Origin of the sequence: Morganella sp. EGD-HP17 (assembly GCF_000512315.2) — a bacterium.
Taxonomy (GTDB): domain Bacteria; phylum Pseudomonadota; class Gammaproteobacteria; order Enterobacterales; family Enterobacteriaceae; genus Morganella; species Morganella morganii.
Genome location: NZ_AZRH01000009.1, coordinates 87840 through 106637 on the forward strand (window position 1 = coordinate 87840; position 18798 = coordinate 106637).

An 18798-nucleotide genomic window follows, 5' to 3' on the forward strand; every position below is an offset into this window, starting at 1 on the left:
GATGCTGAATGCACTGCTCAGTCAGCGGGCATTTCCGGTGCATATCCGCGGGTATTATCTGGAAGCGCCGTTGCCGGATGTCTTTATCGGGGAAATTTGTCTGTTATGGCAGGATGTTACCTGTCGCGTACTGCTCGGCCGGGCTCAGGTGGTGGGCTTTAATGAACACAACACGCTGCTGAGTCTGATCGGACAGGCCGCCGGGCTGACACTGACAACGGTTATCGCACCGACGGGTAGTGCAGTAACACTGACATTCACACCGCAAATTCCGGGCTCGGTGATTGATCCGTCCGGTAATACCCTGGCCCGTCTGAGTGAGATAACAGAGCCGGATAACCGGAGTATCATCCGCCCCGTCAGCGGTGAGGCGCCGGATGTGCTCTCCCGGCAGCGTATCACGGAGATTTTGCCGACCGGTGTGAAAGCCATTGATGCTCTGCTGACCTGCGGAAAAGGCCAGCGGCTGGGGATTTTTGCCGGTGCCGGCTGCGGTAAAACCGTGCTGATGAATATGCTGATTGAGCATGCGCAAGCCGATATTTTTGTGATAGCCCTGATTGGCGAACGCGGCCGGGAAGTGACCGAACTGATTGATGAACTGCGCAACAGCCCGCAGGCGGCAAAATGTATCCTGGTCTGCTCGACATCCGATAAACCGGCGGTTGACCGCTGTAATGCGGCGCTGGTGGCAACCTCACTGGCGGAATATTACCGTGATGAGGGGAAAGAGGTGATCCTCTTTGTTGATTCACTGACACGCTACGGGCGGGCGTTAAGGGATGTGGCACTGAGTGCCGGGGAAGTTCCTGTCAGGCTGGGGTATCCGGCATCGGTATTTGAGCAGTTACCGGCACTGCTGGAGCGCCCGGGGGCGACGAAAACCGGCGTGATCACGGCTTTCTATACTGTTTTACTTGATAGCGAGAATGAGCCGGACGGCTTTGGCGATGAAGTCCGTTCCATTCTCGACGGACATATTTATCTCTCCCGGCGACTGGCGATGCAGAATCACTATCCGGCGATTGATATCCCGGCCAGCATCAGCCGTGTCATGTCACAGATTGTTTCACCGCAGCATCTGGCGGCTGCCGGGCATTTCCGGACACTGCTGGCGAAACAGAATGAGCTGAAACTGCTGGTGGAGCTAGGAGAATATAAACCCGGGCTGAATGCGGAGAATGATAAAGCGGTTGAGCTCACTCTGCCGATGCGCCATTTTTTGTGTCAGTCACCGGCGGAATCCGTTGCGGCGGATGAAACAGGCAGATTACTTGAACAGCTCACACAATGAATTACAGCAACTGATCGCGCATTTCAGTCTGAAAGAGCGCTGTGTCCGGGCGGCACTGGCACAGCTGCACCAGCGCTACCGGCAGGAACAGGAAAATAAAGATAAGCTATTGTTGTTAATCAAAGGATTAGAACAGCAGATCCTTGAGTTTGAATGCCGCGGATTATTATCGTACACCGCACTGAATGAACTCAGGCGCAAACAGGCAATCTATCGTAAACAGATCCCGGATGTCCGTGCCAGAGTGGATGAATCATCCCTTCAGCTGGCGCAAATCTCGGATGATATTGCTGAGAGTAATAAAACAATAAATAATCTGAGAAAGAAACTTATTAAGTTTGAACAATATAATAAACAATGAATTTATTTTTTAAATATAAGCAGGACGCTGTAATGAATATTAATCGTTGTTGCCTGGAAGCTGAGCAAGATTTTCCGGAAGGTCATGTTAATCAACGGGTGACTGATTTTTTATCCGGAATGACAAAAAATAAAAAAGAAAATAAACATGACAGTGCTATCCCGGTGATTTATTCACTGTTCTGTCCGTATGATGATAAATGTTATCATGGCGATATATTATATCCCGGGGGGATGATAAAAAATCATAGCAATCATCACCGGAAAGTTCATGATGTTATACTGGTATATCCGGAAAATAATAAAATAAAGAACAGTATATTCAGGGATAATGTCGCCACGGAACCTTTCGGTGATATCTCACATAACATGCTATCAGCGGATAAACCAAAAAACGTTCCGGCAGAGGAGGAAGATTATTCAGGCGCTGATATCTCAGCAGAAGAAAAGATACCGGCGGGCAGTGCAACAACTGAGTTACCGGAAATACCGTTTTTTCTGAACCATCCGCCTCCGGGGATAAAGACGGAAGTAAAAAATCAGCCATTGCGGCATTATGAACAGGGAAGAGGTACTCAGGAAAAAATACCCCTGTTCGTTTACCATACGGAGAAAAATGCGTTATCTCCGGCGTACAGCAGAGCTGATTATTATTGCTCTTATCATTTCAGACAGAAATATCAGCCACCGGAACCGGTTCATATTTACAGAGATAATCCGGGAGGGTTTAAATTAGAAACATATTCAGAATCCCTGAAGCGACGACTGAAATCAGCAGTAAATATAAACGGAATTGATAATATTGATATAATATAAGCGGATGAAATAAATGCATTATGATACCCATCAGATAATGGACTATCTGAGCTGTTATCTGCCGGAAAAAAAAGAAAATACCAAACGCGCGATTAAATGTCATTTAATTAATACTCAAAATATATTGGAGGTTTTAATTGATGTTGAATCCTTTTTTTCTGAACTGATTGGTGAAAATACGATCCCCTGGGAAATCGTTCCTGAAAATTATCTTATTGACCTGATAAATGAAAATAAGAAAGAGATTCGGCTGCCTTTTTTTTCAGCGGAGAGTTATTTTCCTGAGTTCAGGACGGAAAACATCGCTGTTAATCCAACCCGTAAACTTGCTTTCCGTCAGGGAAATATTGATTTCACTCTGATTGGCGCCCGTGGCCGGTTTGATATTAATGGCCCGCCACTGACCCCGGATCTCTCTGTTCCGGTGAATGCCGGGATTTATATCGGTTCAACCCGGGCATTCACGGGTGTGATTCAGCAAATCAATGAAGGCGATATCCTTTTTATTACACAATACCAGCGATTTCTGAGAGCAGGAGGCTATTTTCAGATGACACTGAAACAGGAGCAGGAGGACACGGTTATCACCGGACGCGGAATTATTCCGGAAGTGCCGGCTACCACAGCGGAAACGGCAGTTTTTGACAGCCGCAGAGTGCCGGTTCAGGTGGATTTCCTGCAGTACCGCAGAGTGTTTCCGTTATCGGAACTGATGGCGCTGCAACCGGGCGATACACTGCCGCTGCCGGCGGCGGATAATCACCTGATCACGCTGGAAATCAGCGGGCAGCGTTTTGCACAGGGGGAACTGGTACGTATCGGGGAACAATACGCCGTGGAAATTCATCATATCTTTCATAAGGGTGAATGATGACTGACAGCGCTGTTTCGATGATGCTGATGCTGGCCGCAGCATCTGTTCTGCCCTTTATTCTGGCGGCCGGAACCTGCTACCTCAAATTTTCCATTGTTTTTGTGATGGTGCGCAACGCCCTGGGGGTTCAGCAGGTGCCGTCAAATATGGTACTCAATGCGATTGCGTTTATTCTGGCGATGGTGGTGATGTTTCCGCTGGTCAGTAAAACCTATGCGTATATTAATGAAAATCCGGTGGAATTATCTCAGCCGGAATCACTGTCGCGTTTTACGGATGAGGGGTTACAGGATTACCGGGACTATCTCTTCCGTTATGCCGATAAACCTCTGCTGTATTTTTTTGCGCAAACAGACGTTGATGAGGATGCTGAACCGGAACTGAGTGATGCCCGTGATATCGCATTCTTTCCCCTGCTGGCCGCCTATGCGCTGGGGGAAATCAAATCTGCTTTTCTGATCAGCTTCTATCTCTATCTGCCGTTTATCGTGATTGATCTCGTGGTGTCCAGCGTTTTGCTGGCGCTGGGGATGATGATGATGAGCCCGGTCACACTCTCGGTACCGATCAAACTGATCTTATTTATTGCCCTTGATGGCTGGTCGCTGTTATCGACCAGTCTGGTGTCTCAGTATCTCGAACTTATGGACATATAACATGGATGTGATTTATGCAGCGGATAAAGGAATTTATCTGGTGATTATGTTATCGCTGCTGCCGGTGAGTGTGGCGACCGTCGTGGGTCTGACGGTCGGCCTGCTGCAGACTGTCACGCAGATCCAGGAGCAGACACTGCCCTTCGGGCTGAAATTGATTGCTGTGTTTGTCTGCATCCTGATGCAGCTCAGCTGGCTGGGGGATTCGATGCTCAGTTATGCCCGTGAAATGTTCTCACTGGCGCTCAGCGCAACAGCGGCAGGTTAGTTCCCGGTGTCGTTATTCTCCTGGCTTCATGACCTTTTTCAGAACGCGCTGTTAAGTAGTGTGCGGTTATTTGCGGCGTTCTCTTTTTTGCCGTTTCTGAATGATAAATTTATCCTCAGCCGGACCACGCGGGGCATTATTATTTTTCTCATGGCGCAGTGTCTCAGCGGAAATGGAGACTACCCGGCGGCAGAGTTCTCAGTGGTCAATATACTGAGTGAGATCATTACCGGCATGGTAATGGGGTTGGTTTACAGCACGCCGTTTTTTATTTTTTCCGCCTTCGGTGAATATATTGATAACCAACGGGGGGCGAATATCAGTGATACCGCTGATCCGACAACAGGGACCGATGCATCACCGTTTTCCACCTTTATGAATCTGTTTTCTGTCTCGTTTTTTTTGCTCAATGACGGTTTTGTGTTACTGATGACATCCGTTCAGGATAGTTTCCGGTTGTTACCGCCGGGTACATTGCTGACGGAAATCCATTATGCGGCGGTATTTGACTGGCTGACAAACAGCCTGTCACTCTCTTTGCTGTTTTGTATGCCGGTACTGATTATCTTATTTATTTCTGAAGTCAGCCTGGGCATTCTGGCCCTGTACAATTCACAACTGAATCCGTTTTCCTTATCACTTTCAATAAAAAGTATTATTGCCTTTCTGCTGGCGCTGCTGCTGTTTCGCAGCACAACAATGACGGATGTGACAGTGCTGTTTGATACTTCCCCTCTGACTCACTTTTTGAGGGGGAACGATGGCTGAAAAAACCGAAAAACCCACCAGTAAGAAACTAAAGGACGAATCGAAAAAAGGGAATACGTTCAAATATAAAGAACTGCTCTCCACAACCGGCTATGTGACGGGAATAGCGTATCTGCTTTACGTTGCTGACTGGTCAGCATTCTCCCGTTTTTATCAGACGGTATTGCGTAATGTGAATCACTTGTCACTCTCTGTTTATATACAGATGTTATCGGATATCTTTTTTCAGATGGTGTTACCGCTGATTATATTATGCGGAGTGAGTGTCAGCTTTGTTTCTCTGATGCAGACCCGTTTTGCTGTTGCGACGGAAGCGATTAAATTTGATTTAAAGAAAATTGATCCCATCGCCGGATTCAAACGGATTTTTACCAAAAAATCCCTGAAAAATCTGGTAAAAGCACTGATATCACTCATTGTGTATTTATCTGCCGGTTATACCTTTATTACTCTGTATACCGGCGATATTTATCAGTTAATTACGGCACTTTTCTCTGAAGTGAGTGAGAGCTTTCTCTATTTCACCGGCCGCTATATCTTTATTTTTATCCTGCTGCTGATGCCACTGCTGGTGGTTGATTACATCGTTGAATATTTTTTCTTTTTTAATGACATGAAAATGGAAAAGCATGAAGTTAAACAAGAGTATAAAAACAGCGAAGGTAATCAGGAAATAAAATCAGCCCGCAAACAGCAGCACAGAGAATTGCTGAATGCGGAAACCAAAGCATTGATAAAGAATTCGGATATCGTGGTGGTTAACCCGACGCATATTGCCGTTGCTATCTATCTTGATCCGGAAAACGGCGTTATGCCGCTCATTACCGTGAAAGAGAAAGGCGTGTATGCGCTGGCTGTGCGCTGCTATGCCGAAAAGCACAGGGTGCCGGTTGTCCGGGATATCCGCCTGGCCCGGACGTTATTCCGGAAATATCATGTCTTTGACACCATTATTGATGATGATCTGGATAAGTTTCTCGATCTCTTACTGTGGCTGAATGACGCAGAGCAGGCTGCACTTGCCGATAGTGAACCGCACTAATATGTATCAGCAGGATGGTGCTGAGGCGTATTTTATGAAAGTGATTATCAGCCGGGTCAGATAGTATTGCCTGACTTGATAATCCAATATTATTAAGGGGTTTTTGTTATGGATGACAATACAGATTTTGATATTAAATCTCTGATCGGGAATATTTTTTCTCATCTGGAAAGTGGAAACATTTCTGATCTTCTGATGCCAAAGAATAATGAGGATTTTTCGGATGTTTATTCTCTGGCGTGTGATTATTATGATAAAGGGCTTATAGAACAAGCTGAGAATATTTTTCGTTCACTCTGTTTATATGACTTTAGCAATGTGGATTATTTACTTGGATTAGCTGCAGTTAAACAGGTGCAAAAACAATATCAGAAAGCGATTAATCTTTATAGTTTAGCTATTAATTTAGATGAAAACAATGCATCGATATATTTGTATGCAGGACAATGCTATTTATACACAGGTGAGAAAGAATCAGCGATAAGCAGCTTCAATCATTGCCTTTCATTAGCGTGTAATGATAATGAGCGGGAACAAGCAATACATTATATATCAATGCTGGAAGGTGGATTATGCGTTTGGAAAATAGGTTGAAAGTAAATAAAGAAGTTGATGATCTCAGTTATAATTCCTCATTGCATAATGATTTTATGAGGCTTAGGATAATATATGATGCGCTCACGGTTACAGAGAGAATTCCGTATGATGATGCTGTGAAATATATAAGAGAATACTACGATATAGTAAATGATAGTAACTTTAAGAATAATATTAAAAATAAGGTTATAATGCATGAAGAGTGTGAGGGATTGATTAATAAAACGAGGGTGATTGTTGATAGAATTGAACAAGAACAGATTAAATCTATGGCGGGTAGATTTTGGGAGCACTTTTATGAAGATAAAGTAAAACAAATTTATAGCGAATTAGATAGGATTAATTATATTCTGTCGGATCCTGACACTACAAGAGAACAAGCATTAAAAGAACTTGAAGCATATGATATATTAATGAAGGATAAAGAAAATATAAAGGCAATTAATAATGCTGGTGATAATATTTCAGAGAAAATAAGATTGATAAATAAAGGTATTCAGGAGTATTTTATCATTAGGGATATGGTCACATTTGGTTACTTTGTTGAGAGAATGGATAATGTCAGTGTGTATGCTTATGATATTTCAGTTAAATATCAGCGCGAAGGTATGAACAAATATGTTGATTATTATAAAAGCGTAGCAACAAAATTAAATACATTTGGTGATTATATTGATGAGCCCATCAATGATGGAAAGCAGAATAAGGTATATAAAAGAAAGTTTTATACTGAATTATACAACACTATGAAACCTTATTTTTATTATGGAGATTCTGTTGGCCATACTTTATATACAGGTAGTATGAAGATAGTTAAGGTCGGTGACGATAAATTTAATGTTCTGGTTGATGATAAAGTAATAGAAGAAAATTTATCATATAAAGATGCATATGGAAAAATGGAATATTTCTTTTCTTGTCATGAGCCGGTTATTAAAGGGACTAAATTATGTAAAATATTTAAACCCGTACTGGATGAATTTAATAATGTTATTGGCTTAGAAGGGAAGGTTGAACAGTTTCTATTTCCTTATGAACTTTATAGTTTTATGGACTTAGCAAGCGATGAAAAAGGACTTAATCGTATAAATGAAAATTTTGATAAATGTTTCAAGGATAAATCACCAGATTTATCAAGGTGGAATAATGTTAATGAAAAATCAATAGCGGCTACCAGTGATGTAAAATATACCAGGGAAATTTTGAAAAAAAACTATGATGCAGGATTCATTAGTTATTATGAAAATGAAGAAGAAAGAAATGAATATTCTAAGTTTTATCAACATGAAATAAATAGTATGAATCAAAAAATAGATGGGGCTAAGAAAGGACTTCAATTAACGTTGGATGAATACACTCAGCGGTATAACACTATAAATAGTAACTATGACAATATGCTGAGAACAATTACAACAATGATTAGCGAATTGGCTCAGGAATTAAAGGGATTTTTAAGATTCTGATATAAAAAGGGAATTGTATGACTGTAATTATTGATAAAACATCAGATTTTGGTGTTTTAAATACCACAACGTCAAGTGAAAGTGTAAATAAAAATTCAGGTGCAAATAAACAAAATCGTGTTAACGATCCTATCGGAGAGTTTAGCAAGGTGATGGTTAGTGATGTTAGTAAAAAATCAACATCAGCTAATGATGGAAAGAAAAAATCAGAATTAAATAAACCGAAATTGGATAACCCAAAGTTAAATAAAGATACCGCAGGCAGTGAAAGTACTACGGAAAGTAAAAATACCCCGGAAAGTAAGGATACCACAGACAGTAAAGATACTACGGGTAAGAAAAAAGGTGGATTTTCACTTAATGAATTACATTCATTGCTGACGGTTTTTTATTCTGAAGAGAAATTTAAAATTAATTCAAGAGCTCATGGGTACAATCTTAAATTCATCAAGGAATTATGGTCTGATAATAAAGTAAATCAATTATCAGAGCTTATTTCTGAATCCGGGGATTTGATTAATGACCATATTGAAGCAACGGCAGAGTATTATTTCTCACAAATGGGCAGTGAGCTGTTGGGAAAGATGCCGGATGGTGAGCTGAAAAATAAATTAACCGGTAATGGTGTTGATAAGTTTAAAAGTAAAGATGAAATTTCTTTATATTTAAGAAGTAAAACAAATGCCGATGAAGTTATTAAAAATATCAATTCGGAGTCAGTGCTTTATAAGGATAAAACCAAGTTATTTAAATCATTTTCTGATGAGATGAATAAATTTCCTGTGCTGGGTGATGAACTCGGTTCTCTCATTGCCGGAAATCGTGAGGAGATTACGGCTGAATTAAATTCATTACATGAAATGGCCGCTCTTCAGGATGAAGCGAAAGATATTGTGAAAGATATTTCTGATATATTCGGCTCTCAGCGTAAGTCTGATATGAATTATAGTAAATCATTAACTATTTTGATGGGTAAAATAGCAGATCTGCGGAATAAGCTAGCACAGCGTAAACTTGAAAATGATCGTCTTATAGCCACAATTCAGCAAAAAACATTGCAGGATAAAACCGATGCTGACGGAGCTGAAATGGCAAAAAAAATAAAAAAAGCAGAGCGTTTACAGGCCCTTTTTAAATGGTTAGGGCCATTATTGATCGCATTAATGGTTATATTAACTGCTCTGACTGGTGGTTTACTGGCAAAAGCACTGGCCGCAGTGATTGTGGTTGTCACTATTATTAGTGAAATTGTTAAGGCGGCGGGTGGCCCGGATATTATGGCAACAATAATGACACCGGTGACAAAATTGGTGGAAGTTGTCCAGAAGTTTATTAAAGATATGGCTATGAAAATTGGCCAAAAACTTGGGCTGCCACCGGCTGAGTTAAAAAAACTGGAAGAAAAAATGGAAATTATTGCCATGGTACTTGCAGTTGTTGTTGTGATGGCGGTGTTTGCTGCTGCAGGTGCTGTTGCCGGAAAAGTTATCGGTCAGGTGGTATCAGAATCGGTAAAGGAAATATTGAGACAGGTAATGGTGGAGGTTAAAAGATTATTAATTTCAATGATGCTGACATCTACTGTCGTTAACGGTATAAATTCAGTCACTCAGGCAGAACTTAATAAAGATGTAATGAAATTAAACGCTGATATAGATTTAGATCAGGAATTACTGGATAAGTTGATGGAATTGATGGAAAAAATAATGGCAGCTTTTTCAGAATCACAGCAGGATTTAAATAAAATGAAAGAGCAGTTAGGTAAGATAGGAAAAGACGATTTTCAGCGTAAGAAGGCTATTATACAGTCAGGGCCATTAGCTGTTTAATTTAAAAAGGAATTTATTATGACGACGATAACCACAGCAAATAATACGAAGCAGGTTTATTCACCGGAAATTGATAGTATTATTTCAGTAAAAAAAGATTTACAGGAAATAAATATTGATCCTGAAGTTATAAAAGAGATTACAAAAAATAACAGTATAAAGAGCACAGAAGTTACAGATGAGCAAATTTCTGCTGAGATCCGTACCCGTGCAGGCTCGCTGATGCCCTCTCTGTTATCTGTCAGTGATCAGAAATGGATGAAATTAGCCATAGAATTATGCAAAGTACTGAATGATGATTCACTGAGCCAGCAGGAACGCCAGAATAAGCTGGATGTAGCTGTTATTGAACTGGCAAAAGAATTAAAAAATATGAAATATAAGGAAGCCGAACTTCAGGTCAAAGCAGCCGTCACCGGTGCGTTAGTTTCTATTGGTATTTCTATTGTCGGTGCTGCTATGTCAATAAAGGGGATTGATGTGGCTAATCCGACGGCACCGACACCCGGCGGAATAGCGGGGCAGGCCATGTCCGGACTGTCCCAGCCGGTTAGCCAGGTATTCGTACAATTTATTCAGAAGCAGGTTACTGAGTTACAGGGTGATGCTGAAGTTGTTCGCGCGCAAAAAGATCTGAAGCTGAAAAGCGGTTCCGTTCATGGTAAAGCTTCTAATGACGCGCATGAATTAAATAAAAAAGTAATGGATATGTTTAACCGTTATCTTGATAACAAGCAGGCGACATCTGGTAACTTGCTTAATAATATGCGGACATAATCTCTTCTGTGCTCATAAATCCGGGCCGCTTCTGACAGCGGCTTTTTCATGTTCTTTCTCATCATGAAGAAAATTCATCATGTTTTGCCACTTCGGTTTTGATCCCGGCAGTGAATACCGGTATAACAAAGGAATGTCTAAACGTCTGGACGTCTAAATAAAAATATTCACCTGTGCGGTAAGGAAGAACACATGAAACTTGAAACGCTCTCTGTCCATGCCGGTTATTCGCCGGATCCGACCACCAAATCCGTCGCGGTTCCTATCTATCAGACCACCTCCTATGCCTTTGATGACACACAGCATGGCGCGGATTTGTTTGATCTGAAAGTCCCCGGGAATATCTACACCCGTATCATGAACCCGACCAATGATGTGCTGGAGCAGCGTGTGGCGGCTCTGGAGGGCGGAATTGCCGGGCTGGCGGTGGCATCGGGCATGGCGGCGATCACCTATGCGATCCAGACCCTGGCCGGAGTCGGCGACAATATTATCAGTGTCTCCAAACTCTATGGCGGCACGTATAATTTGTTTGCGCATAATTTTCCGCGCATCGGGATCGACGTCCGTTTTGCTGATCATGATGATTTCGCACAGCTGGAATCCCTTATTGATGACAATACCAAAGCCGTTTTCTGCGAAACCATTTCCAACCCGGCGGGGCATATCGCGGATATTGAAAAACTGGCGGAAATCGCTCACCGTCACGGTGTTCCGCTGATTGTGGACAACACCGTTGCCTCTCCGGCGCTGTGCCGCCCGATTGAATTCGGCGCGGATATTGTGGTGCATTCATTGACCAAATATATCGGCGGACACGGTTCATCACTGGGCGGGATTGTTATCGACTCCGGAAAATTCCCGTGGCAGCAGCATGCGGATCGCTTTGCGGTACTGAATACCCCGGATCCTTCCTACCACGGTGTGAACTACAGTGAGCACTTCGGTGCGGCGGCATTTATCGCCCGCTGCCGCGTCGCGCCACTGCGTAATACCGGCGCAGCTCTGTCGCCGTTTAACAGCTTCCTGATTCTGCAGGGACTGGAAACACTGGCGCTGCGCATGGAACGTCATACCGAAAATGCCCTGCGTGTTGCGCAATACCTGCAACAACATCCGCAGGTTGCCTGGGTGAAATATGCGGGTCTGGCGGATAGTCCGGAACATGCACTGGCGAAGAAATACGTGCAGGGCACGCCGGCATCAATTATGTCTTTCGGTATCAAAGGCGGGGCAGAAGCGGGAGCGAAGTTTATCGATGCCCTGAAACTGATTGTCCGTCTGGTCAATATCGGTGATGCGAAATCCCTGGCCTGCCATCCGGCCACCACCACTCACCGTCAGCTGAATGAAGCCGAACTGGCCCGTGCCGGGGTATCACAGGATATGATCCGTTTATCCGTCGGTATCGAGCACATTGATGACATCCTGGCGGATATCAGTGCGGCACTGGACAGTGCGAAATAATATTAACAATCAATAAAATATAACCATAACAATATGTTCCGGAGATAGTATGAGAAAAATTATTGTATCGGCACTGCTCGCCTGCACCACATTACTGGCCGTGTCCTGCTCGCAGAATGATGATGAAAAACCACTGAAAGTGGCGATTAACACCGGGCCGGATCAGGCTATCTGGGAAGAAGTGGTCAAAGTTGCCAAAGAGAAGCAGGGGCTGGATGTTGATGTTATCGCCTTCAATGACTATGTCCTGCCGAATGAAGCGCTGCGCAACAGTGATGTGGATGCCAATGCGTTCCAGACCGTGCCGTACTATGAGGCGCAAAGCAAAGAACGTGGCTATCAGTTTGAAGTTATTGGTAAAACCTTTATCTTCCCGATAGCGGCATACTCAAAGAAAATCAAATCCGCAGCCGAGCTGCCGGATGGCGCAACAGTGGCTATCTCTAACGAAGCCACTACGCTCGGCCGCAGCCTGCTGCTGTTACAGGCTCAGGGGCTGATTAAACTGAAAGACGGCGTCGGTTATCTGCCGACCACCCTGGATATCATTGAAAATCCGAAGAAACTGAAGTTTGCGGAGATCGATACCCCGCAACTGACACGCACCCTGGATGATCCGGATGTGTATCTCTCCATTATCAACAATAATTTCTCATCTCAGGTCGGATTATCCGCCGCCCGTGACGGTCTGTTTATGGAAGGGGCTGATTCCCCGTATGTGAACCTGATTGTGGTCAGAGCAGCAGATAAAGATAATGAGAAGCTGAAAAAACTGGTCGCGGCATTCCAGAGTGATGAGGTGCTGAAAAAGGCCGATGAAGTGTATAAAGGCGATGCTGTCCGGGCCTGGTAAATGCGCGTCATCCTTCCGCCCATAGCGGTGTTGGCCGCATTCAGGGGCACCTTGCTCTGAACGGAATGATTTAGTGTATTGAGATCTGCAGGCACAGGTGACGGGCAAAGAAAACAGAAAGCATGCGAGCCATGGATGGCGAGCCTGAGCGCACACGGAAGTGTTTACAGCGACTTTCTGTTTTTGCCCGTTGCCGGTGCAGGCACCGTAATCCCCGATCCCCGGTTTTACTCTTTCATCCTTATCTTGAATCCCCGGCGGATTGCCTGAATAATAGTCGCCACTGAGATAAGGAAAATACGATGAAACAACTGATTATCGGATTACTGGGTGTGGTGGTGCTGGTCGGCGTACTGCTGGTCTCCAATTACAACAGCATCCAGACACAGGACGAAGCGGTGACTGCCTCCGCCTCTGAAATGCTCAACCAATACAAACGCCGCGCGGATCTGATCCCGAACCTGGTGAAAACCGTGCAGGCTTCCTCTGACTTTGAACGTCAGGTCTTACAGGATGTGGTGAATGCCCGGGCAAAAGTCGGACAGATGAATATCAGTGTCAGTGATCTGAGTGACCCGGCGCTGCTTGCTAAATTCCAGCAGGCGCAGACTGAACTGGGATCCTCGCTCTCCCGCCTGCTTGCAGTATCAGAACGTTATCCGGATCTGAAAAGTAACGCACTCTACAGCGACTTAATGGTACAGCTGGAAGGCAGCGAAAACCGGATCGCTGTGGCGCGCGGCCGCTATATCGAAAGTGTCCGTGAATACAACACCACTATCCGTAAATTCCCGGCCGTGATTATTGCAAACTACATGGGATACACCGGCAAACCTAACTTCAGCGTTGAAAATGAAGCGGAAGTCACAACAGTTCCGGATGTGCAGTTTCAAAAATAAACCGGCTGAACATGATTAACTGATGGCAGGATAAATTGAGTTTCCGGGCAAAATCCGTTAGAAGGAGAGGATAATACTAAGGAGTTATCGTGATTACCGAAGAGTTTCTCTCCAATAATGTGCTCAGCCTGATTGTGCTGGTGCTGTGTCTGCTCGGTTCCGGCGGGCTGATGATTTATAACCGTAAACGGGAAAAAGGCGAGCATGCCACATTAGTGCATGTTTCCCAGTTTATCATGTGGGCGCTGGGAGTCATTATCCTCGGCGATTTCGCCGAGCAGGGAATTGACCACTTTCAGTGGCGCTTTATCACCGCAGATACGGTCGGGATGATCTGCACCACACTGATTGTGCTGATGCTGATCCGCAAATTGTTCCTGATGATAAACCGCCTGGCCGCCGCACAGATCAAACGCGGCAGCGATATCACCTCGGCACATATTGTTTCCCGCGTTCTGAAAATCCTGATTGTGATTGTGGTGTTCCTGTTCTACGGCGAACACTTCGGCATGAGCCTGTCCGGCCTGCTGACCTTCGGCGGTATCGGCGGCATTGCTATCGGTATGGCGGGGAAGGATATTCTCAGCAACCTCTTCTCCGGCATCATGCTCTATTTTGACCGCCCGTTTAAAATCGGTGACTGGGTCAGTTCGCCTGACCGGCAGATAGAAGGGACGGTGGTGGAAATCGGCTGGCGTATCACCAAAATTATTACCTTTGATCACCGCCCGCTCTATATTCCGAACTCGCTGTTCTCCTCCATCAGTGTGGAAAATCCGGGGCGCATGACCAACCGGCGGATCAAAACCACCATCGGGCTGCGCTATGAAGATGCGGAGAAGATTTCGCAGATTGTCAGTGAAATACGCGCTATGCTGAAAGCCGAAAGCAGCATTGACCAGCACCAGACATTGCTGGTCTATTTTGATGAATTCGGTGATTCCGCCCTCAATATTATGGTGTACTGCTTTACCAAAACCACGGTCTGGGCAGAGTGGCTGGCAGCACAGCAGGCGGTGTATCTGAAGATTATTGAGATTGTGCACCGCAACGGTGCGGACTTTGCTTTCCCGAGCCGGACACTCTATATGGAACGCAACAGTGTCTCCCGCGAACCGCCGGGAGTGTGATCTGACACCTTGCACCATCCCCCTTGTTTCCGTTATTGTGCCGCCGGTTAATTCCTGAGACGTTCATCAGAGGCGGCACAATATGGCGAAATATTTTTCCATCGGTGAGATGGCAAAGCTCCATAAAATCAGCATTCAGACACTGCGTTACTATGACCAGCTGGGGCTGTTCCGCCCGGTGTATGTCGATCAGGAAAGTAACTACCGCTATTACACTATCGATCAGTTTTCTCAGCTGGATATTATTAAGTATCTGAAATACCTGGGTATGCCGCTGAAAGAGATCAAACACCGCCTGGAAGACAGCGACACACAAATTCTCAGCCTGCTGACCCGGAAAATTTCCGTGGTGGATGAGAAAATCCGCGAGCTGGAGCTGATTAAAAAAGTCCTCTCCACCAAAAAAGAGACACTGGAAAAAGGGATTGATACCGACAGTATCGGCAAAATCACCCGCCGTTATATTCCGCGCCGTCATATTTTATCGATGAATTATGAGCCCGGTCTGAGCTTTGAGGAGACCATGGAGTTCTCACGGCGGCAGATTGCCAATATCCTCGAGGAAAACATTTCTATTTTCTACGGCGGCGTCAGTGGTCTGGTCTCCCGCGAAGAATTTCTGGCCACACAGCAGGTGCATTATCTGAACAGTTTTGTGATTGTCGAGCGCGACCTGTTTAATCCGCAGGTGCAGGACAAAATTACAGAAATTCCCGACGGTGAATTTATCTGCCTGATGTATCAGGGGTCTTACAGCGAAAATACGGCAGCATTTAAAGCGCTGACGGATTATGCGGAATACAAACGCATTCCGGTGGATGACATGATGTATGAAATCCCGGTGATTGACCCGCTTTCCACCAATGATGAGCGCCAGTTGCTGACAGAAATTCAGATCAAAGTGAAACGGCGTGAAATTGATACCCGCTGCCTGGTGTAAAACTCTCCCTCTGCTATAGGTATTAATGCTTTCAATACAGAAACAGGCTGACATTGTTCAGCTTGTTTTGCTTCTATTCACCGTATAATTACCCGTTTTGTGATGTGCATCTACTATCTCTGAATTGACTCTATAGTAGCTGGAGAGTCTATAGTTATCCACATTACAGCAATGGTTAAAAAGGTCGTTACCGCCACACTATTACCCCCGCTGATCCTGAATCAGCAACCCGAACTCACTAATGATAATAAATGATGACATGCGGATCAGAGTGCTGATCTCATGAGGAGTCTGTTGTGCAAAAAAATACTGATTATGATTTGGAAACCAAACTGATCCACCAGGGTCATTCACCGGATCCGGCCACCGGCGCGCTGGCCAGTCCTATCTACCAGACTGCCACATTTGCGGCGCATTCTGTGGAGCATTTTGAAGAATTGTGCCGGACATGGGGCTATGTCTACAGCCGCGAGTGCAACCCGAACCTGACTGAACTGGAGAGCAAACTGGCGATGCTGGAAGGGGCGGACAGTGCGATTGTCAGCGCATCCGGCATGGGGGCGATTGCCTCAACCCTGCTGTCACTGGTGAAAACCGGCGATCATATTGTCAGCGCGGACGGGATCTTCTCCCACACCCGGCTGCTGATGACAGAACTGCTGGCAAAATTCGGCGTGGAAATCACCTTTGTTGATGCCACGGTCAGTGACAACATCCGCGCTGCCATGAAACCGGCGACAAAACTCGTGTATGTGGAAAGCCCGCTTAATCCGTCTCTGGAGCTGGTGGATATCCGCGCGGTGGCAGACATTGCCCATCATAACAAAAGCCTGCTGATTGTTGACAGCACCTTCTGTACGCCGATCCTGCAACGCCCGCTGGAGCTGGGTGCGGATCTGGTGGTTCACAGCCTGACCAAGTTTATGAACGGTCACGGTGATACCCTGGGCGGTGCGGTTATCGGCTCCCGCGAGCTGATCGAACTGATCAAATGGCCGGGATTATGCTGCTTTACCGGCGCGGCACTGGCACCAAACAATGCCTGGATGATTATGCGCGGGATGAAAACCCTCGATATGCGCATGAAAAAACACTGCGAAAACGGCCTGGCACTGGCGGAATTCCTGACATCTCAGAGCGAAATCGAAGAAGTCCGCTACCCGGCACTGAAAAACCATCCGCATTATGAACTGTGTCAGTCACAGATGAACGGCCTCGGCGGCGGTATTGTCTCTTTCCGTCTGAAAGAGGACATTCACGGCCTGACCCGCGACCAGGTGAGCCGCAAATTTGTGAACTCCCTGAAACTGACCACCATTGCCACCAGTCTGGGTGAAGAGCACACCCTGGTCCAGATGAACGGCGAAAACCTGATCCGTATTGCTGTCGGACTTGAATCAGCAAAAGACATTATTGCGGATTTCCGCCAGGCCCTGGATGCAGTTCACGGCTGATAAAAAGAGATAATAATTATGGCAAATCACATGGCAAATCAATCCCGCGTCAGACGGATGCTGATTCTGTTTCTGCTGGCATTCGGTACCACCGCAATGTACAGCCTGCCTTACCTGAAGTCTTCGTTCTATGATCCGATGCAGCAGGCGCTGGGGCTGACACACATTGAGATCGGTAACCTGCTCAGTCTGTATGGCCTGATCGGTATGTTTTCCTACTTTTTCGGCGGCTGGTTTGCGGATCGTTTTTCACTGCGCAACCTGATCACCTTCTCGCTGATCGCCTCCGGGTCACTGGGATTCTGGTTTGCGACCTTCCCGTCGTATAACACGATCCTGCTGATCCACATTCTGTGGGGTGTCACGACGATCCTGACATTCTTCGCCGCATCGATCAAAGTGGTGCGGATGCAGGGTACGGAGAAAGAGCAGGGGCGGATCTTCGGGTTTTACGAAGGACTCTCCGGCGTATCCGGCACACTGATCTCGTTCACCGGTCTCTATTTCTTCGGCAAATTTGCCGAGGCGGCAATCGGCTTCCGTTACGTCGTCTGGCTTTACTCCGGCGCTTCTGTGATCTGCGGCGTGCTGCTGTTCTTCCTGATCGCGCACCGCAGCAGTACCACTGACAGCGGCGAACCGGAAGAAAAAACCACATTCCGTTCGCTGATGAGTGTGGTGAGCATGCCGAAGGCGTGGCTGATCGGGCTGATTATTTTCTCCACTTATGTGGTGTTCTCCAGCCTGACGTATCTCAGCCCGTATCTGTCACAGGTATATGTGGTACCAATTACCCTGGTGACGGCGCTGTCAATTATCCGCACCTATGTGATCAAAATGGTGGCCTCTCCGGTGGCGGGGATCGTGACGGATAAAGTCGGATCATCTATCAGTGTGATGTTTGTCGGCTTTATCATCATGGCCGTGAACTGTGCTCTGTTCCTCGTGATCCCGAAAGGTAACGCCTTTATGTGGTTTGCGGTGGTGAATATGGTGGTACTGAGTGCGTTACTGTTTGCCTTCCGCGGTATCTATTTTGCCTCTGTTGCAGAATCGAAAATCCCGATGAAAACCACCGGCGCGGTGGTGGGTTTTGCCTCCTTTATCGGCTTTTCCCCGGACGCGTTCTATTATTCCGTTGCCGGCTACTGGCTGGATAAATACGGCGAAACCGGCTACAGCTATATCTTTATGCTTTCGGTCGCCTGTGCGCTGCTGGGTGTGGTGGCAACCTTCCTGCTGCGTCAGATCAACCGCCGGGAAGCGGCGGGCGGCGGAATGACACTCTCCCCGTCAGTCTGAAAATACAGA

General features: G+C 45.7%; 19 protein-coding genes. All 19 read left to right on the forward strand.

Annotated features, from left to right (window positions below):
• The first annotated feature begins 1 nt into the window (after position 1).
• The 19 genes from sctN (at position 2) to X965_RS11195 (ending at position 18789) form a co-directional block, all read left to right on the forward strand.
• The gene (gene sctN, locus X965_RS11105) at positions 2 to 1294 is read left to right on the forward strand and encodes a type III secretion system ATPase SctN (protein ID WP_036418100.1); all 1293 of its coding nucleotides are present in this window, start codon (positions 2 to 4) and stop codon (positions 1292 to 1294) included.
• Positions 1275 to 1655: a hypothetical protein gene (locus tag X965_RS11110; protein WP_004234815.1), complete on the forward strand. Its 381-nt coding sequence runs from the start codon at positions 1275 to 1277 to the stop codon at positions 1653 to 1655. Before sctN ends, X965_RS11110 begins: the two co-directional genes overlap by 20 nt.
• 32 nt (positions 1656 to 1687) lie before the next feature.
• Positions 1688 to 2470, forward strand: coding sequence for a hypothetical protein (locus tag X965_RS11115; RefSeq protein WP_036418152.1), 783 nt, complete (start codon positions 1688 to 1690; stop codon positions 2468 to 2470).
• Between the two features lie 13 nt (positions 2471 to 2483).
• On the forward strand, positions 2484 to 3341 hold the full coding sequence (locus X965_RS11120) for a FliM/FliN family flagellar motor switch protein (RefSeq protein WP_036418102.1): 858 nt from the start codon (positions 2484 to 2486) through the stop codon (positions 3339 to 3341).
• Positions 3342 to 3361: 20 nt separating this feature from the next.
• Positions 3362 to 4000 carry an EscR/YscR/HrcR family type III secretion system export apparatus protein gene (locus tag X965_RS11125; protein WP_371257984.1) on the forward strand — a complete coding sequence of 213 codons (639 nt, stop codon included), beginning with the start codon at positions 3362 to 3364 and terminating at the stop codon, positions 3998 to 4000.
• Position 4001: 1 nt separating this feature from the next.
• A complete protein-coding gene (gene sctS, locus X965_RS11130) occupies positions 4002 to 4268 on the forward strand; it encodes a type III secretion system export apparatus subunit SctS (RefSeq protein WP_004234819.1) in 267 nt (88 codons plus the stop codon).
• A gap of 6 nt (positions 4269 to 4274) precedes the next feature.
• The gene (sctT, locus tag X965_RS11135) at positions 4275 to 5036 is read left to right on the forward strand and encodes a type III secretion system export apparatus subunit SctT (protein ID WP_015422275.1); all 762 of its coding nucleotides are present in this window, start codon (positions 4275 to 4277) and stop codon (positions 5034 to 5036) included.
• A complete protein-coding gene (locus X965_RS11140; protein WP_036413085.1) occupies positions 5029 to 6078 on the forward strand; it encodes an EscU/YscU/HrcU family type III secretion system export apparatus switch protein in 1050 nt (349 codons plus the stop codon). The genes sctT and X965_RS11140 overlap by 8 nt, the downstream gene beginning before the upstream one ends.
• Positions 6079 to 6186: 108 nt before the next feature.
• On the forward strand, positions 6187 to 6672 hold the full coding sequence (locus X965_RS11145) for a tetratricopeptide repeat protein (protein WP_036418103.1): 486 nt from the start codon (positions 6187 to 6189) through the stop codon (positions 6670 to 6672).
• Positions 6651 to 8138, forward strand: coding sequence for a hypothetical protein (locus tag X965_RS11150; RefSeq protein WP_036418104.1), 1488 nt, complete (start codon positions 6651 to 6653; stop codon positions 8136 to 8138). The genes X965_RS11145 and X965_RS11150 overlap by 22 nt, the downstream gene beginning before the upstream one ends.
• A 17-nt stretch (positions 8139 to 8155) precedes the next feature.
• Positions 8156 to 9967 (forward strand): YopB/SseC family type III secretion system translocon subunit, encoded by a 1812-nt coding sequence (locus tag X965_RS11155; protein ID WP_004234827.1) that lies wholly within the window; start codon positions 8156 to 8158, stop codon positions 9965 to 9967.
• Between the two features lie 18 nt (positions 9968 to 9985).
• Positions 9986 to 10744 (forward strand): hypothetical protein, encoded by a 759-nt coding sequence (locus X965_RS11160; protein WP_004234829.1) that lies wholly within the window; start codon positions 9986 to 9988, stop codon positions 10742 to 10744.
• 192 nt (positions 10745 to 10936) lie between these two features.
• The gene (locus X965_RS11165; protein ID WP_004241218.1) at positions 10937 to 12211 is read left to right on the forward strand and encodes a bifunctional O-acetylhomoserine aminocarboxypropyltransferase/cysteine synthase; all 1275 of its coding nucleotides are present in this window, start codon (positions 10937 to 10939) and stop codon (positions 12209 to 12211) included.
• Positions 12212 to 12260: 49 nt separating this feature from the next.
• Positions 12261 to 13064, forward strand: coding sequence for a MetQ/NlpA family ABC transporter substrate-binding protein (locus X965_RS11170; protein ID WP_024474377.1), 804 nt, complete (start codon positions 12261 to 12263; stop codon positions 13062 to 13064).
• Between the two features lie 302 nt (positions 13065 to 13366).
• The gene (locus tag X965_RS11175) at positions 13367 to 13963 is read left to right on the forward strand and encodes a LemA family protein (RefSeq protein WP_024474378.1); all 597 of its coding nucleotides are present in this window, start codon (positions 13367 to 13369) and stop codon (positions 13961 to 13963) included.
• A gap of 92 nt (positions 13964 to 14055) precedes the next feature.
• Complete coding sequence (locus tag X965_RS11180; RefSeq protein WP_369750278.1) at positions 14056 to 15093, forward strand: mechanosensitive ion channel family protein; 1038 nt, start codon at positions 14056 to 14058, stop codon at positions 15091 to 15093.
• 82 nt (positions 15094 to 15175) lie between these two features.
• Positions 15176 to 16033: a MerR family transcriptional regulator gene (locus tag X965_RS11185; RefSeq protein WP_036418106.1), complete on the forward strand. Its 858-nt coding sequence runs from the start codon at positions 15176 to 15178 to the stop codon at positions 16031 to 16033.
• 296 nt (positions 16034 to 16329) lie between these two features.
• Positions 16330 to 17487, forward strand: a complete 1158-nt coding sequence (locus X965_RS11190; protein ID WP_004241221.1) for a PLP-dependent aspartate aminotransferase family protein — start codon at positions 16330 to 16332, stop codon at positions 17485 to 17487.
• A 30-nt stretch (positions 17488 to 17517) separates the two neighbouring features.
• On the forward strand, positions 17518 to 18789 hold the full coding sequence (locus X965_RS11195) for a nitrate/nitrite transporter (protein ID WP_004234837.1): 1272 nt from the start codon (positions 17518 to 17520) through the stop codon (positions 18787 to 18789).
• The last annotated feature ends 9 nt before the right edge of the window (positions 18790 to 18798 follow it).

Excerpts from the sequence above, each read along its gene's own strand:
- sctN (WP_036418100.1), top strand. The coding sequence starts at position 2 with ATGCTGAATGCACTGCTCAGTCAGCGGGCATTTCCGGTGCATATCCGC.
- X965_RS11115 (WP_036418152.1), top strand. The coding sequence starts at position 1,688 with ATGAATATTAATCGTTGTTGCCTGGAAGCTGAGCAAGATTTTCCGGAA.
- X965_RS11120 (WP_036418102.1), top strand. The coding sequence starts at position 2,484 with ATGCATTATGATACCCATCAGATAATGGACTATCTGAGCTGTTATCTG.
- X965_RS11125 (WP_371257984.1), top strand. The coding sequence starts at position 3,362 with ATGATGCTGATGCTGGCCGCAGCATCTGTTCTGCCCTTTATTCTGGCG.
- sctS (WP_004234819.1), top strand. The coding sequence starts at position 4,002 with ATGGATGTGATTTATGCAGCGGATAAAGGAATTTATCTGGTGATTATG.
- X965_RS11140 (WP_036413085.1), top strand. The coding sequence starts at position 5,029 with ATGGCTGAAAAAACCGAAAAACCCACCAGTAAGAAACTAAAGGACGAA.
- X965_RS11145 (WP_036418103.1), top strand. The coding sequence starts at position 6,187 with ATGGATGACAATACAGATTTTGATATTAAATCTCTGATCGGGAATATT.
- X965_RS11150 (WP_036418104.1), top strand. The coding sequence starts at position 6,651 with ATGCGTTTGGAAAATAGGTTGAAAGTAAATAAAGAAGTTGATGATCTC.
- X965_RS11155 (WP_004234827.1), top strand. The coding sequence starts at position 8,156 with ATGACTGTAATTATTGATAAAACATCAGATTTTGGTGTTTTAAATACC.
- X965_RS11160 (WP_004234829.1), top strand. The coding sequence starts at position 9,986 with ATGACGACGATAACCACAGCAAATAATACGAAGCAGGTTTATTCACCG.
- X965_RS11165 (WP_004241218.1), top strand. The coding sequence starts at position 10,937 with ATGAAACTTGAAACGCTCTCTGTCCATGCCGGTTATTCGCCGGATCCG.
- X965_RS11170 (WP_024474377.1), top strand. The coding sequence starts at position 12,261 with ATGAGAAAAATTATTGTATCGGCACTGCTCGCCTGCACCACATTACTG.
- X965_RS11175 (WP_024474378.1), top strand. The coding sequence starts at position 13,367 with ATGAAACAACTGATTATCGGATTACTGGGTGTGGTGGTGCTGGTCGGC.
- X965_RS11185 (WP_036418106.1), top strand. The coding sequence starts at position 15,176 with ATGGCGAAATATTTTTCCATCGGTGAGATGGCAAAGCTCCATAAAATC.
- X965_RS11195 (WP_004234837.1), top strand. The coding sequence starts at position 17,518 with ATGGCAAATCAATCCCGCGTCAGACGGATGCTGATTCTGTTTCTGCTG.